General features: G+C 57.2%; 15 protein-coding genes and 2 pseudogenes. 11 read left to right on the top strand and 6 right to left on the bottom strand.

All coding sequences use genetic code 11. The features are described 5' to 3' along the window. Positions 1 to 981: 981 nt before the first annotated feature. The 3 genes from XI09_RS12245 to XI09_RS12235 form a co-directional block, all read right to left on the bottom strand. A complete protein-coding gene (locus tag XI09_RS12245) occupies positions 982 to 1,605 on the bottom strand; it encodes a LysR family transcriptional regulator (RefSeq protein ID WP_271567065.1) in 624 nt (207 codons plus the stop codon). Positions 1,606 to 1,969: 364 nt separating this feature from the next. Next, positions 1,970 to 2,842, bottom strand: a complete 873-nt coding sequence (locus XI09_RS12240; RefSeq protein ID WP_271567064.1) for an isocitrate lyase/phosphoenolpyruvate mutase family protein — start codon at positions 2,840 to 2,842, stop codon at positions 1,970 to 1,972. Positions 2,843 to 2,852: 10 nt separating this feature from the next. After that, entirely contained in the window at positions 2,853 to 4,052 is a 1,200-nt protein-coding gene (locus XI09_RS12235) for a pyridoxal phosphate-dependent aminotransferase (protein ID WP_442869577.1), read from the bottom strand. 623 nt (positions 4,053 to 4,675) lie between these two features. Here XI09_RS12235 and XI09_RS12230 point away from each other — a divergent pair. From XI09_RS12230 to XI09_RS12210, 5 genes are all read left to right on the top strand, one after another. Next, the gene (locus XI09_RS12230; protein WP_271567062.1) at positions 4,676 to 5,851 is read left to right on the top strand and encodes an ABC transporter ATP-binding protein; all 1,176 of its coding nucleotides are present in this window, start codon (positions 4,676 to 4,678) and stop codon (positions 5,849 to 5,851) included. Beyond that, entirely contained in the window at positions 5,851 to 6,825 is a 975-nt protein-coding gene (locus tag XI09_RS12225; protein ID WP_442869576.1) for a carbohydrate ABC transporter permease, read from the top strand. The genes XI09_RS12230 and XI09_RS12225 overlap by 1 nt, the downstream gene beginning before the upstream one ends. After that, complete coding sequence (locus tag XI09_RS12220; RefSeq protein WP_271567061.1) at positions 6,822 to 7,673, top strand: carbohydrate ABC transporter permease; 852 nt, start codon at positions 6,822 to 6,824, stop codon at positions 7,671 to 7,673. Before XI09_RS12225 ends, XI09_RS12220 begins: the two co-directional genes overlap by 4 nt. A 647-nt stretch (positions 7,674 to 8,320) precedes the next feature. Beyond that, positions 8,321 to 8,560: a hypothetical protein gene (locus XI09_RS12215; protein WP_271567060.1), complete on the top strand. Its 240-nt coding sequence runs from the start codon at positions 8,321 to 8,323 to the stop codon at positions 8,558 to 8,560. 488 nt (positions 8,561 to 9,048) lie between these two features. Continuing rightward, positions 9,049 to 10,206 (top strand): hypothetical protein, encoded by a 1,158-nt coding sequence (locus tag XI09_RS12210; RefSeq protein ID WP_271567059.1) that lies wholly within the window; start codon positions 9,049 to 9,051, stop codon positions 10,204 to 10,206. Here XI09_RS12210 and XI09_RS12205 read toward each other — a convergent pair. From XI09_RS12205 to XI09_RS12195, 3 genes and pseudogenes are all read right to left on the bottom strand, one after another. After that, positions 10,184 to 11,008: a class I SAM-dependent methyltransferase gene (locus XI09_RS12205; RefSeq protein ID WP_271567058.1), complete on the bottom strand. Its 825-nt coding sequence runs from the start codon at positions 11,006 to 11,008 to the stop codon at positions 10,184 to 10,186. The two genes, XI09_RS12210 and XI09_RS12205, sit on opposite strands and share 23 nt — an antisense overlap. A gap of 1,175 nt (positions 11,009 to 12,183) precedes the next feature. Continuing rightward, entirely contained in the window at positions 12,184 to 13,710 is a 1,527-nt protein-coding gene (locus XI09_RS12200; RefSeq protein WP_271567057.1) for a carbohydrate porin, read from the bottom strand. Between the two features lie 881 nt (positions 13,711 to 14,591). After that, positions 14,592 to 15,122 (bottom strand): annotated as a pseudogene (locus tag XI09_RS12195) (helix-turn-helix domain-containing protein); the annotation flags it as partial. Positions 15,123 to 15,456: 334 nt separating this feature from the next. Here XI09_RS12195 and XI09_RS12190 point away from each other — a divergent pair. From XI09_RS12190 to XI09_RS12165, 6 genes and pseudogenes are all read left to right on the top strand, one after another. Beyond that, positions 15,457 to 15,911: pseudogene (locus tag XI09_RS12190) on the top strand (transposase); the annotation flags it as partial. A 381-nt stretch (positions 15,912 to 16,292) separates the two neighbouring features. After that, on the top strand, positions 16,293 to 17,846 hold the full coding sequence (locus XI09_RS12185; protein ID WP_271567056.1) for an alkaline phosphatase family protein: 1,554 nt from the start codon (positions 16,293 to 16,295) through the stop codon (positions 17,844 to 17,846). A 169-nt stretch (positions 17,847 to 18,015) separates the two neighbouring features. After that, the gene (locus tag XI09_RS12180; RefSeq protein WP_333939080.1) at positions 18,016 to 19,677 is read left to right on the top strand and encodes a gamma-glutamyltransferase family protein; all 1,662 of its coding nucleotides are present in this window, start codon (positions 18,016 to 18,018) and stop codon (positions 19,675 to 19,677) included. A gap of 86 nt (positions 19,678 to 19,763) precedes the next feature. Next, a complete protein-coding gene (locus tag XI09_RS12175; RefSeq protein WP_271567055.1) occupies positions 19,764 to 20,855 on the top strand; it encodes an aminotransferase-like domain-containing protein in 1,092 nt (363 codons plus the stop codon). 28 nt (positions 20,856 to 20,883) lie between these two features. Beyond that, positions 20,884 to 22,146 carry an extracellular solute-binding protein gene (locus tag XI09_RS12170; RefSeq protein WP_271567054.1) on the top strand — a complete coding sequence of 421 codons (1,263 nt, stop codon included), beginning with the start codon at positions 20,884 to 20,886 and terminating at the stop codon, positions 22,144 to 22,146. Between the two features lie 257 nt (positions 22,147 to 22,403). Beyond that, complete coding sequence (locus XI09_RS12165) at positions 22,404 to 23,516, top strand: hypothetical protein (RefSeq protein ID WP_271567053.1); 1,113 nt, start codon at positions 22,404 to 22,406, stop codon at positions 23,514 to 23,516. Positions 23,517 to 23,750 lie beyond the last annotated feature (234 nt).

The raw sequence follows: 23,750 nt of genomic DNA, 5'->3' as shown, positions 1-23,750 counted from the left end.
TCGTCGTATGCGTACATCAAATGAGCGTCTCCTATCGGAGCACGAGCTCGCCCCTGAAAGAGATTTCGCTCAAGAAGTCGGCAGATCGAGGCGGTTCATCAAAGCTTTCCAAGAACCCACACCGCACTGCGCTTAGAACCAGTGGAGCGAACAGCAAGCCGGCACCGCATGGACTGGGCTAAGGTTATGTGTTGAGGGTCTGATGACATGTCTGATCGATTTGCAATCTTCGACGTTTTCTTGGAATAACGTCGCGGACGAAGGTGGCTGTGGTCGGTTCGGACGATCGAAGGCACGCTGGTCATGACTGGTTCAAGAAGCAGCCGATCCGCCGCTCGCTATGAAGCTCACAGGGCGCTTTTTCTGATGCTGCTGAGCGCGCCGTACCGTTCGCAGCACCTCGGGGCGAGAGGCCCAGGCCGATCAACCGGCTCGCGCGCGGCGGTCGCTTCCGCCCAAGCTTTACAGTCACTTGATCTTAGGAAATGTCGCGCACGTAAATCGTAGCCGTTGAATCGCCCCAGATTCAGGGGCTGGCCAGCTCTCGGCGCGTCCGGGCGGCCCTCCTTGGAAGGATTGATTTGACCACCGCTGCGGCGTCGAGGAACGGCGATGTTCGTCTGGTGTCAAATGTCTAGAACATCTGTCTCAATACCGAGCCGTAGAATGCTGTCTTAGTGGCGCCGCGACGGCGCGATGTCAGGCGGCTTCCAGAAGGGCGGCCTTTTTGCAAAGGCGGCCAGCCACCGGCAAAAGGCCCGAGAGATTTCAGAATTGTCACTTCGGTCGACCGCATAGGCCGATATTGCATGCCGCTGCCTGTGCGCGATCCCGGTACTACGCGCAGAACACCTCCGCGGACGAGATCGCTGACAACGATTTCGGGCGCCACGAGAAGGCATTTTCCTGTCATGACTGCCGGTAGAGCAAGGTAGTTGTGGTCGTATCGCGCGCCCGACCTAATGTCTGCAAAGGTCAGGTTCATCGCCCGCAGCCATGTGGGCAGTATGTCGGGCCTGGATGTGATGTTGAGAATTGGCATTGAACGAACAATTGAGAGGTTCTTGCCATGCACATGATTGGTGAACCCACAGAAACGAGTTGCTCGTTGTAGACCTCCCAATCATCGGCCGGTTCGATCGTGGAGAGATCGCGTGTAATCAACACATCGTAGTTGTCGGACGACGTCGGCTGAGACATTGAACTAATCACATCCACGATGACGCCGCCCATCTCAGCGGAAAATGCCTGAAGATTCGGAATCAGAAAGGAGTAGGCGAATGTCGAAAGCGACGTTCGCACCACAATCCGATTGGAGCTTGGGCGAGTCCGCCGGCGCATCCTTTTTGCGGTGAAGCGCACTGTATCGAGTGGTTCGGCGACTGTATTCGCAAAAGGCCTTCCGAACTGCGTCAATTCGCTCCGCTTACCGCGCCGTTCGATGAGGTCTGTCCCCAGATAATCCTGCAGCACGGCGAGGTAGCGGCTGACCGAGCTCTGCGTTGCTCCCAAGGCGCTGGCCGCGCGCGTGACGCTTCCTTCTCGCGCGATCGCCACGAACACGCGGATCGCCTTGAGCGGCACTTCATTGTCGTCACTGGCCATCTTCTATTCCGGCAGGTCCTGGGAATGTCCGCTAGTTTCACGGCAGGGGTTGGCTACCGAGGATATTCCACCACATTATTTGAGGTTTTGAGCTTATTTGATGTTTGACGCTGGATTGCTACTTACCAACGGGATTTAGTGCACAAAACCTGCTCGCCTTGAGGCCGGTGCGGCCCGTCAGGCTCAAAACATCAATTGACCGCCCACCCCACAGCCGAATCTTAAGGACGCCCTGAGAATGATCGGGTGATCGCCTTTTCATGATCGACACACGCGGCAACAGCGTCGCGATCGCCTCTGGGGGTTAGGGCGCCATCTACCGTGTTAAGCTCTTGATGGGTGGCCGCTAGAAGGAAGGCTGCGTTTAGCGAAGGAACCGCGCCTCCGCGGCCTTAACCTCCTGCGTCTTCTGAAGTCTGAAAATCTCGTCCACCGGCAGAATGTCCTTGTGGACGTTCTGAACGCCACCGTCGGCGATAATCCGGCGGAAGGTCTCCTGCATAGCGGTTGCAGCAGCGCGGATGCCATAATTGCCGTAGATCATCATACGGATATTGCGAAGCGACTTGACACGCTCGGCATTGAGATCGGGGTAGGCGTTTGGCACAATGACCAGCGGCACCGATCCGGTCCAGGCCCGCGAAAAACTTTCTATCTCGCAAGGATCCTTTTTCTTCGAATGGATCAGGATCATGTCGGCCCCAGCCTTCACATAGGCTTTCGCGCGATCGAGGGCTTCCGCTTCGCCAAGTCCCGCGATCAGTGCCTCTGTGCGGGCGATGATGAGAAAATTCGGGTCTCGTCTTGTTGCGACAGCAGCCTCGATCTTGCCTTGAAACTCTTCAATGCGCAGCAGTTCCTGGCGGCCCCCGGCAATTAGGCTTGTCACTTTCGGAAAGGTCTTGTCCTCGATGACAACGGCGCTCGCGCCGGCCCGCTCGTATTCGCCGATGGCATGGATGACATTGATCGCATTGCCGTAGCCCGTATCGATATCGGCAACGATCGGTAGCGTCGTGCGCCCGGCGATTGCCCGCAGCATGTCGAGATGCTGTGTCATCGAGATCAGGCTCATGTCCGGTAGGCCATAAAGTGCCGACAGCTCGAACCCGGAAGCCCACAGGCCATCGAATCCGGCTTGTTCTGCGAGGATTGCCGAAAACGGGCTATGGGCGGCCATGATGTGGACAAGGCCGGTCTCGGCCATGCGGGCGCGAAGGCGTTTGGCGGGCGACATCGGAAGGCTTTCAGGACAGGGCTGCGCAGGCGGCAATGATGCGGTCGCACGCGCGAGTAAGGTCCTCGAGCGAGGAGGCATAGGAAATGCGGATGTAGGGCGAGGCCATGAAGCCGCTGCCGGGCACGACGGCCACGGCGAAGGCGTCAAGCAGATACATCGCGAAATCGGTGTCGGTTTCGATCACCTTGCCGTCCGGCGTGCGTTTGCCGATGAGACCCGCGCAGGAGGGGAAAACGTAGAAGGCACCGTCCGGCACCCGGCACGAAAGCCCCTCGGCCTGGTTCAGCCTGGCGACGACGAGATCGCGGCGTTCGAGAAACGCGCTCGCGAATTCCTTGATATGAGTCCTGCCGCCGGACAGCGCCTCGATGGCGGCATATTGCGAAATCGAGCTGGTATGCGAAGAGGTCTGGCCTTGAATGAGGTTCATGGCTTTGATGAGCGCCAAAGGTCCCGCGCCGTAACCGACCCGCCAGCCGGTCATTGCGTCGGCCTTGGACACGCCGTTGACCGTCAGCGTGCGCTCATAGAGGTCCGGCGCGACCGCGGCCATGGTCGCGAAGGCACCGTTATATGTGAGCTTCTCATAGATGTCCTCGGACACCACGTGGACATGGGGATGCCGGCGCAGCATCACGGCGAGCGCAAGCAACTCGCCTCGGCTGTAGACCGCACCGGTCGGATTGCTCGGCGAGTTCAGCATCAGCCACTTGGTGCGCGGCGTGATCGCCGCTTCCAACGCCTCAGGGCGCAGCTTGAATCCATGGAACTCACTGCAGGCCACGAGAACCGGCTTTCCCCCGGCGAGCGCCACCATATCGGGATAGGAGACCCAGCACGGCGTCGGAATCACTACCTCGTCGCCCGGATCGAGACTTGCGAAGAGCGCATTGAAGACGACTTGCTTGGCGCCGCAGCCCACCGTGATCTGGTCGATACTGTAATCGAGCCCATGATCACGACTGATGTTCTTGCGGATCGCCTCGCGCAGCCGCTTGATGCCGGGGACGGGCGTGTATTTCGTCCGCCCATTGCGGATTGCCTGAATGCCGGCTTCGCTGATTGTCGAGGGTGTGTCGAAATCCGGTTCGCCCTGGCTGAGCGTGATGACATCAATGCCCTGATCACGCAATTCGGCGGCACGAGCCGTCATGGCCTTGGTTTCAGAGGGGCGGACGACGTCGAGCCGTTGTGCAACGAGAGGCAAGCTAGAAACCTGTGAGCTTAGAAGATCTTTCAAGGGCTTCTACTCGCTCTCCAACGAGCTAACCAATTTGGTCATCGCATTTTCAAATAAAATGATCGAAGTGTGAGATACATGGTGCATTTGGGCAGAGACAGCCTTCGTCTCTCAGCCATAGCTTCTGGGTGCGGTGCGCAGGATGATGTGGCTCGCCCCCGCTCGTCGCGTCAGGTTTGCGCTCCGGGCTGATTAGGTTGCGTCGAGCGGCTTGGTGGCCCGTAGGACGAGCCGACACGCATCGGTGAGTCGGCAACGTCACTTGTGAGTCCGCCCGAGCTTTTCAGGACAGCAGTTGCGCGTAATCCGTCTCTGATCCCCGAGGCTCCTAGCGCCTTTTGTTCCCACGCGATCTAGACACGAGGCGTAGTCGCGTTGAGCGACAGCTCTCTCCGTTCCGGGACCATTTCGCCGAGGCTCATGCTCCATCTTATTTTGCGAACATCTCATTTAATTATTCGATTGGCGTCATCCGATTGTAGTAACTCTGGCCTCTAACGGCGGGCAGATCCGCGCGCGCATTTGAACGGAATATGGGCTCTCGTTGCCGTGCTCCGCAGAGCTTTCGTGATGATGTGGAAGTGATGGCTATGGCGTCCATATTGATTGACAACATTCGAAAGAATTACGGCCCAACACCGGTGTTGCGTGGTGTTTCTCTCTCGATAGCCGATGGTGAGTTCCTGACGTTGTTGGGGCCCTCGGGTTGTGGGAAGTCAACGCTGCTGCGTACCGTGGCAGGGCTTGAGGTGCAGGATGCAGGTTCGGTCTGGGTCGGCGAGCGGCCAGTGGACCGCCTCAGGCCGAAGCGGCGCGATGTGGCGATGGTCTTTCAATCCTACGCGCTCTATCCCCACATGACGGTTGCTTCCAATATCGCGCTGCCGCTGCGCATGCGCCGCCTCTCGGCCTTTCAGAGGCTTCCGCTTCTCGGACGCTTGCTGCCAGGAACGGCGTCGATCGCTGCTGATATCGAACTGGAAGTCACCCGCACGGCCAAGTCCCTCGGAATCGGCCACCTGCTGGCCCGCAAGCCGGGCCAGCTCTCCGGCGGCCAGCGCCAGCGCGTGGCGGTCGGCCGGGCGATGGTGCGCCATCCGGCCGTTTTCCTGATGGACGAGCCACTTTCCAACCTTGATGCCAAGCTGCGCGTGCAGATGCGCGCCGAGATCAAGGAGTTGCACCAGCGGCTCGGAGTCACTTTCGTCTATGTCACCCATGACCAGGCCGAGGCCATGACGCTGTCGGACCGGGTAGCGGTGATGCTTGACGGCGAGTTGTTGCAGGTGGCTCCTCCGCAAGAGATCTATGCGGATCCCAATGACAGGCGCGTCGCTGAATTTATCGGTTCGCCCAAGATCAATATACTCGACGGTGTGGTACGCGAACATGGCATGATCGATGTGGCCGGATCGACGCTCAAGGTCGAGGCCAATGCATTTGCCGGCACGCATCTCACCCTCGCCATTCGCCCTGAGGCGTTTCAACTCGCCGAACACGGGAGGCCGGGCGCACTGACCGGCTCCGTGCGCATGATCGAACACATGGGCTCCGATCTCTTCGTCCATCTCGATCTGGCAGGGATCGATCAGCCGTTGCTTGCAAGGCTGCCGGCCGAACGAGCGCCTCATATCACTCCAGGCCAAACCTTGCATGTCGGCGTTCGGCCGGACCGGGTCCTTCTCTTTACCCGCGATGGGCGACGTTTGCGCCGGCAAGTGGAAGGTAGCCGGGCAGCAGTGACACCGATCCGGGGGCGCGGCTGATGACAGCTCCTCTGTCACTTTCCGGCACATCCAAAGAGCCGTTCGCGACAGATGGCGTTCGAACGGTCTCACCCACAGCCGCCTCGCCGGCCAAAAGGCGAGCTCTCAATGAAGCGATCACGGCGTGGATGCTGACCGGGCCGGCGTTCTTTTTTCTTTTCGTGCTCTTTTTCGTGCCGGTGGTCGGCGTATTCATCATCGCGTTCACCGACTGGCAGTTTGGGGCACGCTCCCTGTCCTTCGTCGGCTTCGCCAACTTCCGCCAAATCGTCGCCGACGCGGACTTCAGGACCTCCCTCCTCAACACAATTGGATACGTTCTGATCGTCGTGCCTAGTACTCTCGTCCTCGGTCTTGTGATTGCACTTCTGATCGAAAGCGGAAAGACCTGCCGCTCCTTTTACCGCGCCATCCATTTCCTGCCGTTTATGGCGACGCTCACGGCCATGGCAATCGCTTGGGAGGCACTGCTGCATCCCACGATCGGCCTCGTCAACCAAACGCTAGCTGCCATTGGCCTACCGACCGCCAACTGGCTGCGCGACGAGAATACGGCTCTGCCTGTGCTGGCCTTCATAGGCATTTGGCAGAACCTTGGCTATGCCATGGTGCTGTTCTTGGCCGGCCTGAAGAGCATCCCGCAGGATCTCTATGATGCCGCCGACGTGGACGGAGCGGACCTTTGGCTCGACCGGCTGCGCACAGTTACACTGCCGATGCTTGGGCCAGTCTCGATGTTCGTCGTCATCATCGTGGCGTTGAGAGCGTTCGAGTCTTTCGACACCGTGAAAGTGCTTACCCAAGGCGGGCCCAGTCACGCCTCCGAGGTGCTGCTCTATACGCTATATCGGGAGAGCTTTGAATATCTCCACGCCGGATATGGCGCCGCCGTTGCCGTTGTCTTTCTCGCCATAATCGTAATGCTTACTCTCGGTCAAGCCCGGCTCATGGACAGGAAGGTGCATTACCAATGAGCGCCAATATCTCCACGAACCGCCTGTCGCCGCACGCTGCCATTCTTCGACATGCCGTTCTGCTTGTCACCGGAGCGCTCATTCTCGTTCCCTTTGCTTGGATGGTGTCGCTGTCAATCAAGCCGCCAGGCGAAATCTTCCGTGCAAATTTCTCCTTCTGGCCGGCTCAGTTCTACGGAGTCGATAACTATACGAAGGCTCTGACCCAAGTGCCGCTGCCGCGTTACATGGGAAACGGCGTGATCGTATGCACTCTGATCCTCGGCCTTCAGATCCTCGTCTGCGCTCCTTGCGCCTATGCTCTCGCAAAGATTCGCTTTCCCGGCCGCGATCTGCTCTTCGGCATGGTGCTTGTTGGTCTGCTGCTGCCACACCAAGTGCTCTCGCTGCCGCTCTTCATTCTCGGTTACCAGCTCGGCATCCTCAACACCTATGCTGCGCTCGTCTTTCCCTATGTGGTCTCCCCCTTCGGCATTTTCCTGTTCAGGCAGTTCTTTAGGACTATTCCCGACGATGTGGTGCATGCCGCGCGCCTCGACGGCCTATCTGAACTCGCTATCGTCTGGAGAATCATGGTGCCGATGGCACTGCCGGCGGTCGTCGCCTTCTCGATCTTCTCAGTAGTTAGTCACTGGAACGATCTCTTCTGGCCGCTGATCGCGGTACGCGACGAATCGCTGATGCCGCCACCGCTCGGAATTATGGCGTTCAAAAACGAGGAAGCCGGCAACGATTACGGCCCGCTCATGGCCGCATCCACCCTCGTCGTGCTGCCCCTCGTCATCGCCTTTCTTGTCGCTCAAAAATGGTTTGTCGAAGGAATGACCGGAGGGGCTGTCAAACAATAATCAGAGGAGCCGACTGATGGGTCTTTCACGCTGCTAGCCGGGGCGTTCGCCCAGGCGCATCGCAGACCCGTTCTCTCGACGGCTCCGACTTTGGCCGCAATGCCGATCCTGAAAACTGTTGCACGCCCCGAGACAACGGTCCGGATTTCCTATGCTCCGACCGTTGTCAAAAGCTTCTATGAGGTGCTCACGCGGCGGTTCATGGAGTCGCGCCCCAGATATCAGCGTCGTTCTTGATACGCCCGCCGCCAACTACGACGAACTCGTTCAACAGACGTTGAGGCGGAGTATAACGAAGCAAATGCCCGAAGTGCTCACCAGGGATTGAACCAGATCCGACCATCGGCGAGTCGGAGAGTTGCTGTGCCACTCGATGAATTCATCTCAAGCGTCCCGGAAGATGATTGGCGTTCCCGATATCGTGACGTCTTTGGTCTTACGGCGGGAAAACGTATAGCTTGTCTTTGGCACTTTCCATTCCAGTGCTCTTCGACGCCACGGACCTCGTGAAGAAGGCGGGTGGGGACCCCAACAGCTTACCTGCCGACTAGGATGGTGTACTGAAGCTTGGCAAGAAGATCAGTACCTTAGGAGCAGGTATCGGCGGTCTCTATGTCGAATACACCAATAGCGGATGGGCCTTTCAAATGCTTCTGGGCAGTTTTGGCGGCCATATGATGAGCCAAGACGAACGACAGATCGAGTTCGACGGGTCGGCTGGCCTTCAGGCTTTCCAGCTGTTGCAACGCCGGGAGGAATGGGGCCGCCGGCGTTCGAAAGAGAACAAGGCCCGGCAGACATTTCGGGCTGGGACCCTAGGGATCATCTTTACAACTAGTAGCGCGCTGAATGGCTATCAGCAATCGGCGCTGGCAAATTCGACCTGAACGTCGGGCCCTTACCAAGCTTCCCGCTGCCGGCAATGGGATGGTTGTACTGACCAATGATGTGGAGAAGCAGAAGGCAGCCTGGGAATACATCAAGTTCGCGGTAAGCCGATCGGTCAAGACGTGATGGTCCAAACCACTGGCTATGTACCGGTGAATACTGGCGCGATAAAGGATCCCAGCGCCGTGTTGCTCCATTTTACTCTCCCGGCTTACCAGCAGGTCTCTTTTCGTCATGGCCCTCGACGAGCTCAGCGCATGCGGTCACTGGAGGAGGTCGTGAGTGAACTCATTCTGCGGCCATGTCGCTGCGGCCATCGCAAAATCAAAATTTCAAATCGCATTGTTCGATGCTTGTCACCGAATTGTTGCTTCCCAACGATACTGCGCTGGCTCGCACCATCGCGAGAGCCGTAGTGCCAACAAGAGGTGAGGGGTCCGTTTGAATACTAGTGTCGGCTCCTTGGAGAGATGATTGGAGAGATGAAATGGTTCGCTCCCGACCGATGCCTTCAGACGCCGATCCGCAATCGGCGGCCGCATTGTTTGCAAACGAACGGCTCCTAGACGGCGCGAGCTTTCCTGCGATTGTCTTTTGGCGGCCGCCGACCGGTACCAATCCCACTGTGATCTTCCTGCCAGGTGGCGGCCACTTGGCTCGGGTCGCCTATGGCCATCCGGGCGCAGATCCGCGGGACTTCGTCGACTTCTGGTTGCGGGAAGCGGGGTGGGGGCTTCTCGCTCTATCCTATCCCAGCGACCATCCCGCCTTTTCGCGGGTCTACCCCGACATGACCGTCAGGGATTGGGGTGCGTCGGTCACTGCGATCACTCTGAGCCTCTTGGCTTCGTGCCCCGCGCCGGGCCGGGTCGTCGTGGCCGGTTGGAGCATGGCCGGCCGGGTGGCAAGGTCTGTTTGTCAAGGGCTTGCACGAGGCGGTATGCCGCCGATCGGGTTCATCTCGCTCGCCGCCAGCGCGCCATTTCCCGGCTTGGTGCCCGCCTTCGAGACGGGCGAGCCGGTGACGGAGGCGGGACTGTGGAATCCATCAGCTGCCGAGCCCCGCCTGCCACCGCGCGATTCAAATTGGGGCCCGGAACTTGCGGCCCAATCCGCCCACAACCACCACGTGGTCATTCCCGAAGACGTCTACCGGCGCGACTATCGCGCGAACACGCCACTGTTGTTGCGCGGCGAGCCGCAATTTCTGCGGACGCGCGGCAAGGCTGTTTCCATCGCTGAGGTGACGGAGGAACTCGGCACTTTTGATTTCGCCTCCCATCCGCTGACAGCAGTAATTGCGCCGACCTGGCCCTCCGATGCGCGTCACGCCCTGACGGATTCTATCACCTGGGGTTTCCTGAACGCACAGCAACTCTTCGAGCGCTATGTGAGGCGCTGCCACGACCTGTCCGCTATCGCTCCCGAGCACTGGGAGCGGCTCCGATCCTTGATGTTGGATCTGCCGCGGCGCCTCACTCGGACGGTTTCGGGTGGCCATTTCTTCTTTGTGGGCGCGCGCGGCGCTGAGGCGACCGTGCGCCATCTGGTCGATATCGTTGACGACATCGCATCCTTGCAAGTCGAAATCTCAGTCCTCTTAGCAAAGAGCCAGGAACGTTCTAACCGCGGCTCTTATGCGTAGCTCTACTCAAAACAATATCGGTGAGCCATTCAACGGTCACATCGCCTGATGCGTTCTGGTGCCGCTCAAGAATCGCATCAATCTCTTGCGCGATTGTGCCCGCGCCAGACTCACTGATTGCGAACTTCATGTGTGACATGGAATAACAGTAGCCGCGAAACTGACTTTGGGTAATTGTCTGACGCCACTCCAACTGATGGCGCTCTACACCTCCCAGATCGGGACGCGCACGGAGTTCCGCCTCAAAGTCAGCTTTCCCGTCGGCGCCAAATAAGTCCCAGTAGTGACCCCGACGAAATCCTGGGAAATGGCGCTCTTGAAAGCTGGCAAAATCTTCCAAAAATGCACTTTCCCAGTATCGGTGCTTGTTCTGCACAAACAGCAATGTTCCGAAAGGCTTAAGCACCCGCGCGGCCTCATCGTAGAATAGCGGCCTATCGAACCAATGGGCTGACGTTGCTGCTGTTACAAGATCGCATGAACGATCCGGCAACGACAGGTTCTCGGCCAACCCGACCAGCACGTCGAGCCCGCGAAAGCTGGCCGAACGCTCTTTGGCGATCGCCGCCATCTCCGAGTTTGCTTCAATGCATGTCAACCTCTCAATGCTCGGCACCGACTCCATGAGCTGTCGACTGAAGATGCCAGTTCCGGCGCCAACATCTGCGGCTGACCGGATGGGCGCGGGTGCCACATGATAGCGTGCCAGGATGCAAAAAACGCCTTGAGGATACGCGGGTCTATACGCATCGTAGGCAGTCGCGCAGTCATCATAGAGCTGCCATGTCATGGGGGCGTTCATGACCACTTCCTTCATTGAGTATCGGAAGCCGCAATTATTCGGTGGTAACTCATTAACAACGATCGAAACACTACCTACTCTGGTGAGAAAATCGGCCTGCGGGCCTGAAGATGACATGTGACCTGCAACTTGGACAATTTTGGGCTAGAGTTTTGTGATGCCAAAGACGATGAAAGTCTCGAAGTTTCGTTCGCCTAGACGCACTCATTTTGCAGCAGGGCAACGACGGCGTAGCTATCGCCGAGATCTGTGGGAAGGTCCTCACTCAACCGGGGCGACATGTTTTGATTGGAAGGAGAAAGTATGACAGGCTGTTGCCACAAAGGTGCGGCAGCCGAGCTCAGGAGGAAGGCCACGTTAAAGAAAGCTGTTGGCGGATCTCTCGCTCGACGAGATACTGCAGCACTGAGCCGCCGAAGCAGGGATCCGCTGTCGCGAGCTGATCGACGTACGCAACTCGCGGCCGGCTCCTCGCCGTAGCAGTATTCGCAGCTATGGCGCTGATACAGCTATTTTCTGTCGCCGGGCTTGATTTGAGCGCCGGAAGGATGGCGAGCAGCAGGCCGGCAATAGGTCTCGAACCGACGTCCGGTCTATGGCGCGCTGAAGACGGTGCAAAATTATCCGCCGTCCGAGGTCCTGTTGAGCATCCGCAAGACGATCAACCGCCGGTGCGAAGTAAACGCAAGCCTGTCAACCAAAGCGTAGATCGGTTGATCAACACCAAAGTTCTGAACGCGCCAGTTGCATCTGATATATGGTCTCGCCTGGTTGGAAGAAAGTTGCGCTTGATGCGTTCGCCTTCTGCGCGCTCTCCATGAGCAATACCGGAATGGCGCGTATCATCCTCGCTGCTGCCTCGCTGCTGCCTCGCTGCTGCCTCGCGGCGGACAACGGGGGGCGAGCGCGCCGTGAAGGAGATGCCAGTGCCGCGGGTCTACCGTTCCAAAGCCGATTGCGGTAAGCACTCTCTGACAAAAGTGCGGTGGCGGGTATGGAGCGCGGTTGATGAGCCTCGATTCTAGCCCGTTATCGCTATGGCCCATTCGGCTTCGGGCCCGAGCCAGACCATATGCGATATAGGCTTTCGCGTCGCTGTCAGGGCGCATAACGGAGATCAAACACGTCGTCATCCGCAGCGCCCATGAGCGCAGATCCCAGGCAATCTTGCGGAGCTAGAAAAAGACCGCGGTAGACGCCGAGAAGTTCAGGGCATGTCCGGTCTGGGGCGTGTATGTGATACTGGTGGGGTGATCGATGTATGAAAGTCCTAGGTTCAGATATACTCCCGGTGCAAGATGCGCGGTGTAAGTTGCTGAGATCGCTTTACTGTCGAGATGAACGAGACTCCCTTTGGCCGCGGCGGCGTCCACTGCAAAATGGCTCCAGACGGTATCAGTGGCAACAACGGCAATTTGATCACTCGGCCGGCTGTCGAAAAGTCCTTTCGCGTAAAGACGGAGCTCATAATACTCAGTGACCTTGTTTAGGTCAGGCGGAGCGTACATGACTGTGAAACCACCATAGATGCCGCGCGCTGCCGAGCTTTGGGCAGCGGTCTGCCAGAGTTGCCTATCAGCAGCAACGTAATAGAAGCTGTTCTCATCAGCCCTTGGCCCGTTCGGGTACTGCAAGTTGTTGTAGTTGCTGTTGTTAAACCCGGCGCCTGCCCGCAGCCAAGTGTCCGGTACGCCTACGGCTGCCTTTTCCTTGTACCCAAGTTCATTAAGCACGAGCAGGCCCGCGTTTGGCGTACTCCAATTTAAGCCGGTGGGATTTTGAGTTAACTGCACAAATTGGCCGTCTGGACTAATGGAGCGCTGGAATGAAACTCTGTCATATAGCCGATCATTAACGTTGAACTTCAGATTGACAGCTGGAGTCGGCGCAGGATTGTTGCTCATTCCTCCTTGGAACAGGATATTTGCGGAGGGCCCGAAAACATTGGCTCCTGCGTTTCCGCCGACCAATGTGCCTGCGAACTCGTTTTGATTTGGTAGATAGCCGATCTTGAATTCGAGCTTCCTGTCGAAAAATGTCTGATAGTAGCTAATTGTGTCGATTCCAATTCTATCTGGCCCGCCGGGCTTCCATGTCCAGTATTGCTGCTCCGCCGCCACCACGATCTGGCCGTCGGGAATCCCATATCGGCTAAGATCATAGGTGGTCCACATGTAGTTTACGGTATTAAACGTTGGATTTTGGCCGTTATAGAGTTGATTGGCGATGGTGCTTCTGGCCGCATTCGGCAGAAGATTGTTCGCAAAGCTATTTTGGGTCCAGCCCACATAGCCAATCCCGACGTTCGCCAGCGCGGATCTAACGCCCCCCGCATCCTGATCTATCGTATCCGCGGGACCAGGTATCCCGAGCCACATGCCTTTTGGACGGAGATTCTCGAATTTTGCGAATGGGTCGGTCTTCGTTTGAGATAGCTCGATTTTTTTCTGTGCTTTCCTTTTACGAGGCACGTCCGGACTGTCGCTTTTCGGGTTGAGGATGTTGGCAGTTTGCGCCAGCGTCGAGCTGCTGACGAGACACGCCGCGAACGACAAAGCGATAACAAGCCCACGTTGGGCTGTAGTTCGTTGGATGCTGAGAACAGATTTTGCAGATAAACCGGTCGGGTTTAGCGGCTTCACGTAAGAAGTTTGCGGAACGTGTGCGATCGCAACCTCGGTGCTGTTTGTCTCTATTCGCATAATAACCCTCCCGATAACGACAAGAACTCATGACGCAGACGTCATCGCATTGAGACCGCAACAGATAGATGACACCCATCGAGCAATTCGATATGGACTCCTGCAAGATGCGATGCCGTGCAGCGCTAACAAGAAGTCACAACGTGCGAGAGAAAGAACTGCGCTTGTGACGTGCTGCTGTCCACTTTGCTGAGTAGCATTTTCTCAGAGCGCGAACTTCCGACGTGGCAGCAAGTCTCGACCATTCGCTTAGTCCGGGACCGTGCTATGCGTCGTTCGTCCGGGTCGAGGCCGGCGAGCGCATGCAGCGATGCTTCTGGCACGCCGTTCGAGACGCTCGGAATACGCTGACGCGGTGCTGGCGCCTCCGCGACTCGAACAGACGACTTCAATCAAATCTCCCCACATCAGTTTGATTGTCTGGGTAGCGGTCATCATTGGACGGAGGCTCACGTTTCGCTATCCTTGCGCTGCTGGAGGTGCGTGCGACGTGGTCTCTGATCCTTGCCGCGGAATGGCTCGTGCCGGATATTGCTGCTGGCAATTCGGGCGGCTATTTTGCCGAACTCGCAACTTCGCTGCAAAAAAAAGGAGCGCTTGATCAGAGCGTTCGGTGTACTGCGGGCCGATAACATCAGCGTGCGGCCAATCGGTTTTCGTGGCCGGGAGCAACGAGGGTAAGGACGTCACGCGTCGCGCGCGGCTGCAATCTGTTCGTGCGTTCTATTTGATCGCGGCCTGACCTGCATTCGCTCACAATATTTGATCTGCTAGTGGCTCTGCACAGTCATTTTGACGGGTTGCGTCCGGCGGCGATCAGATTAGCTCCGGCAGGTCTTGGGATTAACGTGGACCTCGATGCTGTGAGAGGTCCTTGGCTGTCGTCTGATGCCGTAATCGTAGCGTTCGAGCCGGCCGGGCTCGGTGGGATCGACTGACGCGCCTCGGCGATGAGTTGCACGGGGCCTTCGTCAAGACACACCACCGGCCGTTCGGGATCGGGCACCTCAGCAAAGAGATCGAGTGCGTCTTCCATGCGTGCGACGTATTCGGCATCAACCTGCGGAACGCACCACATGTCCTGGCGCCAGGGTTTAAGGCCATTCTCGGTCAGCGGAGCCGAACCGTCTCGTGCGAATGGCTCTGTGTTCGGCGAGCTTGACCATCGCGCCTGCCAGCAACTTGAGTGTCCAGCGGCACGGCCCTCCGACGGACTGGCACAGGCATGTCTTCACCGGCAAGGCCTCTTCCTTGCCGGTGAGTTTGCGCTCCGCTCCGGGGCGCAGCTCTTCGCTCAGTGCCCGCTCCAGATTGCCTTCCACAAAGCGCCGCTTGGTCCGGTACACGGTTGAGGCGCCCACGCCAGCGCTCCTGGCGATCCCCTCGTCGCTGCCTCCGCCATCGGCGGCCAGTGCAGTCGGGTATAGAGGTGGATAACGACCAGATACTGCCCCTGGGCTTGGGCGTGAAGGGTTTTGCCACAGGGCTGAAACGGAAATCCGATTCTGTTGTCGTGCGTGCCTCGAATCAGGGGGCTCGCCACGAATGTAAGCTATCGGGTCGAACTCAGCCAAATCGAGCGGACCTAACCCAGGGAGTTGCTCAGCGGCGTCGAGCATGCGTCCCGGGAGCTCAGGCGGGCGTAGATTTTGCTAACTCGTTCCAGCGTCATTCATCATCTGGTGAACCGACGGTGGGCCGACGTGGAATATTCCTGCATGTCGGTTTCGGCCGGGGCCTGTGATCGAGTATCGTCGCAATGCCACCGTCAACCTGTTCGTCGTGCTCGACGTGCATTGTCCTTGGAAGATCAAACTCACCGAGCGGGGCGCGGCAGAAGGCTATGCCCAATGCATGCGCGACCTCGCCGGCATCCACTATCCCGATGCCGAGATCATCCGGATTGTGCAGGACAATTTATCGACCCACTCTGCCGGCGCCCTGTATCGGCGTTCCCGCCCGCCAAAGCCAGGCGCGTTCCCAAGCATGCAAGCTGGCTCAACATGGTTGAGATCGAGATCGGCGTCTTGCGGGGAAAGTGCCTTGATCGCAGAACTGACGCCCCCAAGCGGACTGCGCCGCGAAATCACCGCGTGGGAACGGCAGAGGAATGCCGCACGCTCCCGCATTAAATGGATGTTCACTACAGACAAGCCCGCACCAAAATGGGCCGCGCCTACCCTCCCCAGTCTTCCAAAAGTGTCACAATCACAGTGCAGAGCACTAGTTTGTTGGACAAGGCCAGCTCTGTTCGTGCGTGGTTTTCATAAAAGCGCGCTCTACCATGAGCGACGCTCTCTCTTTTCAAACATCATCCTCCGAACGCATCGCATATGGCGCGTGTTCTCATCGAACTATTCGATGGTTGTCATCCAGTTGCAGCAATTCGAGCTTCTAAGGTCTTGCACGTCAGCGGACGCATCATGGCATCCGTATTGACTGAGAGCGACCGAAACAATTGCGTCGGGACGTTTATGACGGCTGTCGGGGATGGCGAAGTCCTGAAGCTGGTGGGCCGTTGGATCCGTAGAGATCGGCGGTTCTGCATGGTTTAGCCGCCGCCGCGGTCATTTTGAGCGTTCTTGGACAATGATGAAGAATTCCGAAGGACAATCCGCATCCGAATGAGTATCAGCACCCAATGCAGGCGTATGAATTCTGATCTCCGCTTCCTCATTGTTGCCTTTGATGGTTTGCGCGCCGACCTGATCGGCCCGGGCCTGACCCCGAACCTTTGGCGCCTGAAGGCGGCTGGAGTGACGCTTGCTAGCCACCGCACCGTCTATCCGAGTGAGACGCGCGCAGCCTTCCCCAGCCTGGTCACCGGCGCAACTACCGCTCGTCACGGCATGGTCGGTAACGCATATGTCGACCGCTCCGTCACGCCGCCACGTTACATCGACTCTTCTGATGCAATTCTGCTGCGCCGACTCGACCTTGAGAGCGGGGGGCGGCTTTATTCGGCGCTGTCGCTCGGCGAGATATTGGCGGCGAACGGGCGAAGTCTCGGTGTCCTCTCCACCAATACGCCAGGAACGACCCGTCTCTTCCACCATAAGGCTGAGGAGTTCGGCCACGTCCGCCTTTCGGGCCATTTTCGTGAGGTCTGTACGCCCGATGACGTCCTGGCCGAGGTCGAGGCGCGGATCGGGCCCCCGTCCGCAGCGCCGCCGAATACCGAACCTGACACCGTCGGGCAGGAATGGATCACGACAGCCTTCCTCGACATCGTCTGGCCGAGATATCGCCCAGACGTCACCGTTTTATCCTACGGCGAGCCGGACATCACATCGCACTTTCACGGAACAGGAGCTGAGCCAACCCGGTCCATCATTACCCACTGCGATCGCCAATTTGGGCGCGTACTCGACTGGTGGGAGGCCGAGGGCCGAGGCGCTGGCGTGCAGATCATCGCGATCTCGGACCACGGCCATATCACTGGCCATACACGTACCTCGGTGTCTATGAGCCTGCGTGCAGCAGGATTTAGCCCCGGCATCGCGCCTGCCCGCGATGTTAATGTCGTAGTGGTGCCGGGCCAAGTCGGCGCTCTGTATCTTGCCGACCCGAATGACACGAACGTTGCCTCGTTGGTTGCGACCATTACGGCCGCGCCATGGTGCGGGCCAGTGTTCACTCGCGCGAAGGACGAGGTAAGGGGCATCGCCCCGGGGAGCTTTTCAAACCGTCTCGTGTACGCAGATCATGCCCGTGCGCCGGACGTCACCTTTTCCTTTCGTAGCGATGATACCATCGATCCCTTCGGCCTCGTGGGTGGCACCTTCTATGACAGTGCTCACCCGACCGGGCTCGGCCTTCACGGCGGCTTGCATCCAAAGGAGCTTGCGGCGGTCGGCATTATCGCGGGCTCTGTCTTTGCGTCAGATAGCGTCTCTAGCATCCCTTCCGGCATCTGCGATTTCGCGCCGACCATCTTACATCTGCTTGGCATTCGCGCGCCGCCAAGCATGTCTGGCAGGATACTCAACGAGGTCGCCCGAACCGGAAGACCACCTCCAGAGCCGACTGTCCGTGGAGAAACTTTCGAGGCCCGATTGGGGGACTATCGCCAGGTTCTCCGGCGCGTGGCCGTAGAAAGCACCACCTACGTTGAGAGCGGAATTGCAGAAAGCTGAAGACAATGGCTGCAGTTCAATCTGCAGCGCCACAGCGCGCGGGCAATCCACGTCTCGATGTCCGACAATGTGCCTTAAGGTGAGGTGGCTGGCCTCAACTAAATCTCGTCCAGACTGCATTAGAAGCAAGTCGAAAGAACTGAAGCATTATTGTTGAGGATCGACTCTTATGCCGCATGCGAATGAATCTCGTGATTGGCCTCATGGTCAGTACCAGCACCGAGGAGTGGTTTACGGTCTGAACGGCGCAGTATCTTCTGCTCATCCACTCGCAACTCAAAGTGGGCTGATGTGCTTACGGAACGGCGGTAACGCTATTGACGCGCTAGTCACTACGGCCGCCGTCCTAAGTGTAGTTGAGCCGAATTCGTCTGGAATTGGAGGCGTCGGCTACATGGTTGTCGCGGAGCCGAGAACGCCAGTTCCTCAAGTCCTTGACTTCGTCGGTCCGTCGCCGAAGTTAGCTCTTCGAGATCAATTCAAGCACCCAGGAGATAAAGACCACGGGATCAAGTCGGCCATAGTGCCGGGTGCGATTGCCGGCTGGGACGCGGCGCTCAAACGCTATGGCACAATCAGTCTCGGTGACGCTCTGCAACCGGCGATCGAACTAGCAGAGGGTGGCTTCCCTGTGTCTCAATATCTCTCGCGGATAATTGGCGCCTCCTGGTACACGTTCTCCAAATATGAAACTACAAGCTCCATTTTTACACCAAATGGCAGCCTTCCTGAAGTTGGCGATATTTTGGTTCAACGCAATCTTGGCCGGACTCTGCGCGTTGTTGCTGAAGAAGGCGCGCGATCCTTCTACGAAGGGAGCGTTGCAGATGAAATCGTATCGTTCGCTCACGACAATGGAGGTCTCCTATGTCACGATGACTTAAAGTCCTACGAACCGATTTGGCAGTCGCCCCTTCATGTGACGTTCCGAGACAACAGAGTATATTGCCCGCCGCCTCCTTGTAGTGGCCTGCGTTATCTCGTCTCTCTCAATATACTTGCAGGCATACAGGATCTCCAACTGAAGACTGAGGCGGATTATCTACATCATTTGATCGAGGCATTTAAGATTGCTGGCGAGGATACGTTGCTTCAACTACATACGCCTACCGGTTGGCAAAGATTCTTGGAGCCATCCTATGCAAGTGAAGTGTTGCGTGCCGTCGAGCACAATGCCGCAGCTGTCTGGTCCGGAAATCGGTATGGTACAGAACCCCACTACGAACTAAAAATGGACGATACATTTAAAGCGGTTCGCCGCGAGAGCACGACTCATCTCGTGGCGATGGATCGAGCTGGCTACGTTGCAGCATGTACGCAGACCATCGGTGGTGGCCCGGCGAAAGGATTTGGAAGCGGCGTCGTCTATGGCAATACCGGAATATTGATGAACAATTTTGCTCACTGGTTCGATTGGGATCCAGAGAGCCCCAATACCATAGGGCCAAACAAAAAAGTTGAAATGTGTTTAGCGCCTTCGATCATCGTAGGCCGTAACGGCGCTATCGGCGCCATAGGTACTCCTGGCTCCTGGCGCATACTACAAACAACCCCGCAGATGATACTAAATCATCTCGCGCTCAAGCAAAACGTACAAGCCGCGATTGAAGCGCCTCGCTTTTGTTTCGGAGATAGTGGTCAAATCTGGATGGAGGGGCGCTACTCAGCCGAAACGATCCAGGACCTTCGACGCAGGGGACATGCGGTGGAGGAGCTGCCCGCGTGGACTCCAGTTGTGGGGGGTGGGCATGGGGTCGTGAGATGCGCTCGCACCGGTTGTCTTCAGGGTGGGGCCGATCCGAGGCGTGACGGCATTGCTCTCGCATACTGAAACCATCGTACCGCGCAGAGGACAAATGGAGCGTGCGCTTCTGGCGCGTTAGCACTCAATGACGCGCAAACAAAAGTTTATGAAGAATGGGCGACTGTCAAAAATTTCATCTCGATCGGAACCTGCCACCTGAGCCGCCTGAATCCCGCGACGGTTTGCGCTCGACTCTGCTTAAGATTGTCGATAATGGCTGCATAAACGGCATAATGCGCCATCATCGTTATGGGGACAATGAAACCGACCAACTTGCGGCGAGCAAGTGGCTTGGCGAAAGATTTGGCGATGTTGATCTGAGTGGTCGGATCGTCCTAACGAATGGTGCCAAGAATGGTGCCCTTCTGCTGCTTTCGTTGGTCGCAAAATCCGGCGATACCGTTGTCACAGAGGAGCTTAGCGCACTTGCTGCTTGGGAAATCCCAAGACTCCTAGGGATACGCGTCATCGGAACGCCAATCGATGCTCATGGGATATTACCAGATGCTTTCGAGCAGATTTGCAGACTTCATGCTCCGAGAGCTCTGTTCACGGTGCCGACCCTCCACAATCCGACTACGCACGTCCTTGGTCTAGACAGACGGAAAGACATTTCTCGTGTTGCCGAGAAATTTGGAGTTTCAATTATCGAGGACGACATTTGCGGCATGTTACTGCCGGATGCTCCGTTGCCGTTTGCTTGCATCGGCCCCTCAAATGCCTGGTATGTTACCGGAGTTGGCAAGACTCTAAGCCCAGGATTCCGTTTCGGCTATATTGTCGCGCCCACTTCCCAGCACGCTCGTGACTTCATAGCGCGATTTAGATCGACAACAACCTGGGTCCCATCTCCGCTGTCGGCTGAAATCATTGCGCACTGGATCGCGGATGGAACCGCAAAGCGGGTGCTTGCGGCCGTGCGTGAGGAGGTTACCGCCCGGCAAATTCTCGCCACTAGCTTGCTTAACGATTGCGACATTGTAGCAAAGCCTTGGGCGCTGAATCTCTGGCTTCGCTTTCCGATGCATCAGTCCGCAGCTGATCTTTTGCTTGCGGCTCGTCGTGAAGGAATTTTCCTCGGCGCTGCATCGATCTTCAATACGAAGTCCGACCGTCCCACGAACTCGGTGCGTATATGCCTAGGCGGTCCATCGTTGCGCGAAGAGCTGCAGACGGCTCTTCAAAGGCTCTCCAACCTAATTTGATTCGTCCCAAAAAAGCGAGAAAGTCACCATGCGTCACGCGCTGCTTATTGCAAGCATTTTCTGTTGCGCCTTGCCTAGTGGGGCTTCACCGGCCATTGCCCAGAAAGTCATCCGCATCACGGCTGCTCCAGCGGCGTGGGCGCCGATGTTTCGAGAACTTGCGGCGCAGTTTGAAGAGCTAAATCCGGATATCGCGGTCAAGATTGAAGCAAAGAATCGGGATTTTGAATCTTTGACTGAGCAGACGCTGCGCGAGGCTATTACCGGCGATCTTCCTGATTTAACTGTTACCGGTAGCAATCAAGTTAGGGCGTTCGTCGAGCGTGGGTACGCTGTAGATCTCGGTCAATTCATGTCAACCGATCGGGAATGGGAGGACGTAGGCTATAGCTCCGCGGCGGCGGACACCGGGCGCATCGACGGGCACCAATATAGTTTAACCTTGGCGGCTTCGATGCCGGTGATCGTCTACAACAAAGACTTGATCGCAAAGGCTGGTGCTAATCCTGAGGCGTTTCCGAGCGAGTGGCCGGACATTATCAATTTAGGTAGAAAGATTGCGTCCACCGATCAGGACATCGGGTTGTTTTTCGAACACGAGTCAAACGGAAATTGGATGTTTTTGGCTCTGCTTGAAAGCGTTGGAGGAAAAATAGCGACACCATCAAACGACGTCGCCTTTGCCAGCCAGCAAGGGTTGTGGTCGTTGGACGTTATTCGGCTGATCGGCGAAGCCGGCCAAGCGCGCGTGGATATGTCGAGAGATCAAGCTCGTCAGGCATTCACTGCCGGCAAATTGGGAATTCTCGTCACTGCCAGCTCAGCTATTGGAGGATTCCAGAAGCAGATTGGCGGACGTTTCCCGCTGGGTGTTGCCCCTTTTCCTCTTCCATCACCGAGTGGTCGGCTACCCGTCGCTGGCTTGACTGCGATTTTGCTCTCGAAGGATCAAGCAAGAGCCTTTGCCGCATGGAAATTCTTGAAGTTCGCCATGACGCCGTCCTCCCAGGCAGTGATCGTGAAGAGTACAGGGATGGTTCCTTTCAATGAGAGGGCCATCGACGATCCGAACTCCCTTGGAAGTCTTTACTCGTCCGAGCCCTTGTTCGCGGTCGCGTTGCGCAATCGAGATCGGGCGACAAGCTGGTATTCGTTCCCAGGACCGAATTCAATCAAGATATTCAATACCATCAAGGACATCCTACAAAGTGTAATGACCCTCAAAGTCCCCCCTGAACAAGCGCTGCAAGAAATGAAAACGAAGGTGGCGGCACTTATGCCGCGGAAATAGATGCTTCAAGTCTGTGGAAGGGACCCTAGGTGGAAACAGTAAGAATCCTCTGCACTCATGATTTTTATGGCGCCTACTCTCCCGTGCCAACTTCATTCGGGAGTCTGCCGGGTGGGCGGGCTCTACGGCAAGAAGTGTGTAGGCTGCGGGACGGTCGCGCGGCAATTTGGGCGGATAGTGGTGATTTCATCCAAGGCGGCCCGCTTGAGTGGCTAACTCAAGGTCAAGAGGGCTTTCGCGCATCATGTGAACTCGGATTGGATGTGTCGGCCGCTGGAAACCACGACTTCGATTTCGGCAAAGAGTTCCTTGAGAGAGTTTCACAAGACCTCAGTTACCCTCTGCTGTGCGCAAATGCCGAGGTGTCGCTGCCGAAGGCTTCGATCTTGTCGACAAGCTCCGGTGATATTGGGTTTATTGGTTTGACCTCGTCAGACTTGCTCGCATCAAGCAACTATAGGGTTGATCGGCGCCATGCCCTTCCGGTCCAAAGGGTCGAGCCAAACATACCTTCGATGGCGGATGAGCTAAAACGAGCCGGTGCCCGCGCCGTCGTGGTTCTTCTACACGATGGAACAGATTGGCGCTTTAGTGGCGACAAATATGAAGCTCGACCGCAAAGGCTGTTTGCCAAAATTCAAGGATGGGAGGAAGTGGTCGATCTCGTTGTCGGCGGCGATACGCTCGGACGATACTATGGCTCGATTGGGCGCATGAAATTCGTGCAGCCGTGGCCATTTGGAACGGAGATAGCGCTCGTCGATTTCGAGTTTCGCCGCAGCGAGGTCTGCACCAGGTTTGCCGCTGTGCCTGTCAAAGGCTCGGAAGAATGGGACGGCTTTGGGGCGGACTTCATCAATGAGGCCAGACAGGACGTCCTTGGTACGCTTCCTCATTCACTAACTGCATACTCGGGCGGGAGGGCGCCTTTGGCGGAGTTCATGGCGGAATGTATTTTCGCGGCAACGGCTGCGGATATCAGCATTGCCTATGTTGCATGCGGCCAGCCAGCATCAGATGGAATTTTTGCATATTTGGGGAGCGGGTCCGTAACACGCCTTCAGATCGCGCAGTTAACTCCTTGGACAACTCATGAAATCTGCACCAGTGAAGTGACGCAAGCGGAGTCGAACAAGTTGTGCGGCTTAGCGAACGCAGCTCGTTCTCACCGTTCTCGAGCGTGGGCCATGCATACTTCAGGGTCGAGTAGAGATATTCTTTCAATTGCCACTACAAGCGGAGCGGCGACACATGTCATTGCTGAGACGATTGGCAGAGAGCTCGAGTGGAAGCGGTCCGGAGAGACGAGTTTCGAAGGAGTGCGAACGGTGCTTGGACGTGTTGATCGAAGTCGAATATTGGGTCGATAGCGAGGTTGAGTATCGAAGCATCGGAAGAGTCTCGCACGTTGTTGAAAAACTCAGCCGCATTCGCAAACGAAGCCTGAATCGTTGCCACTGTACTTGGAGGGACGCCTTGCGAGAGTGAGGAGACTACGGAGACGTAGGTGTATGTCCCAGTTGTAGAAGTTTCGACTTAATCTGACGCCAAGGTTCGAACTGGCAGGGAATGGAGCTGCGGGCGAGCAGGAGCGCTCACCCAAA

It is taken from the genome of Bradyrhizobium sp. CCBAU 11386, from assembly GCF_028128955.1.
Classification (GTDB): Bacteria; Pseudomonadota; Alphaproteobacteria; order Rhizobiales; family Xanthobacteraceae; genus Bradyrhizobium.
This window is presented reverse-complemented; position numbering and strand designations above follow the sequence as displayed.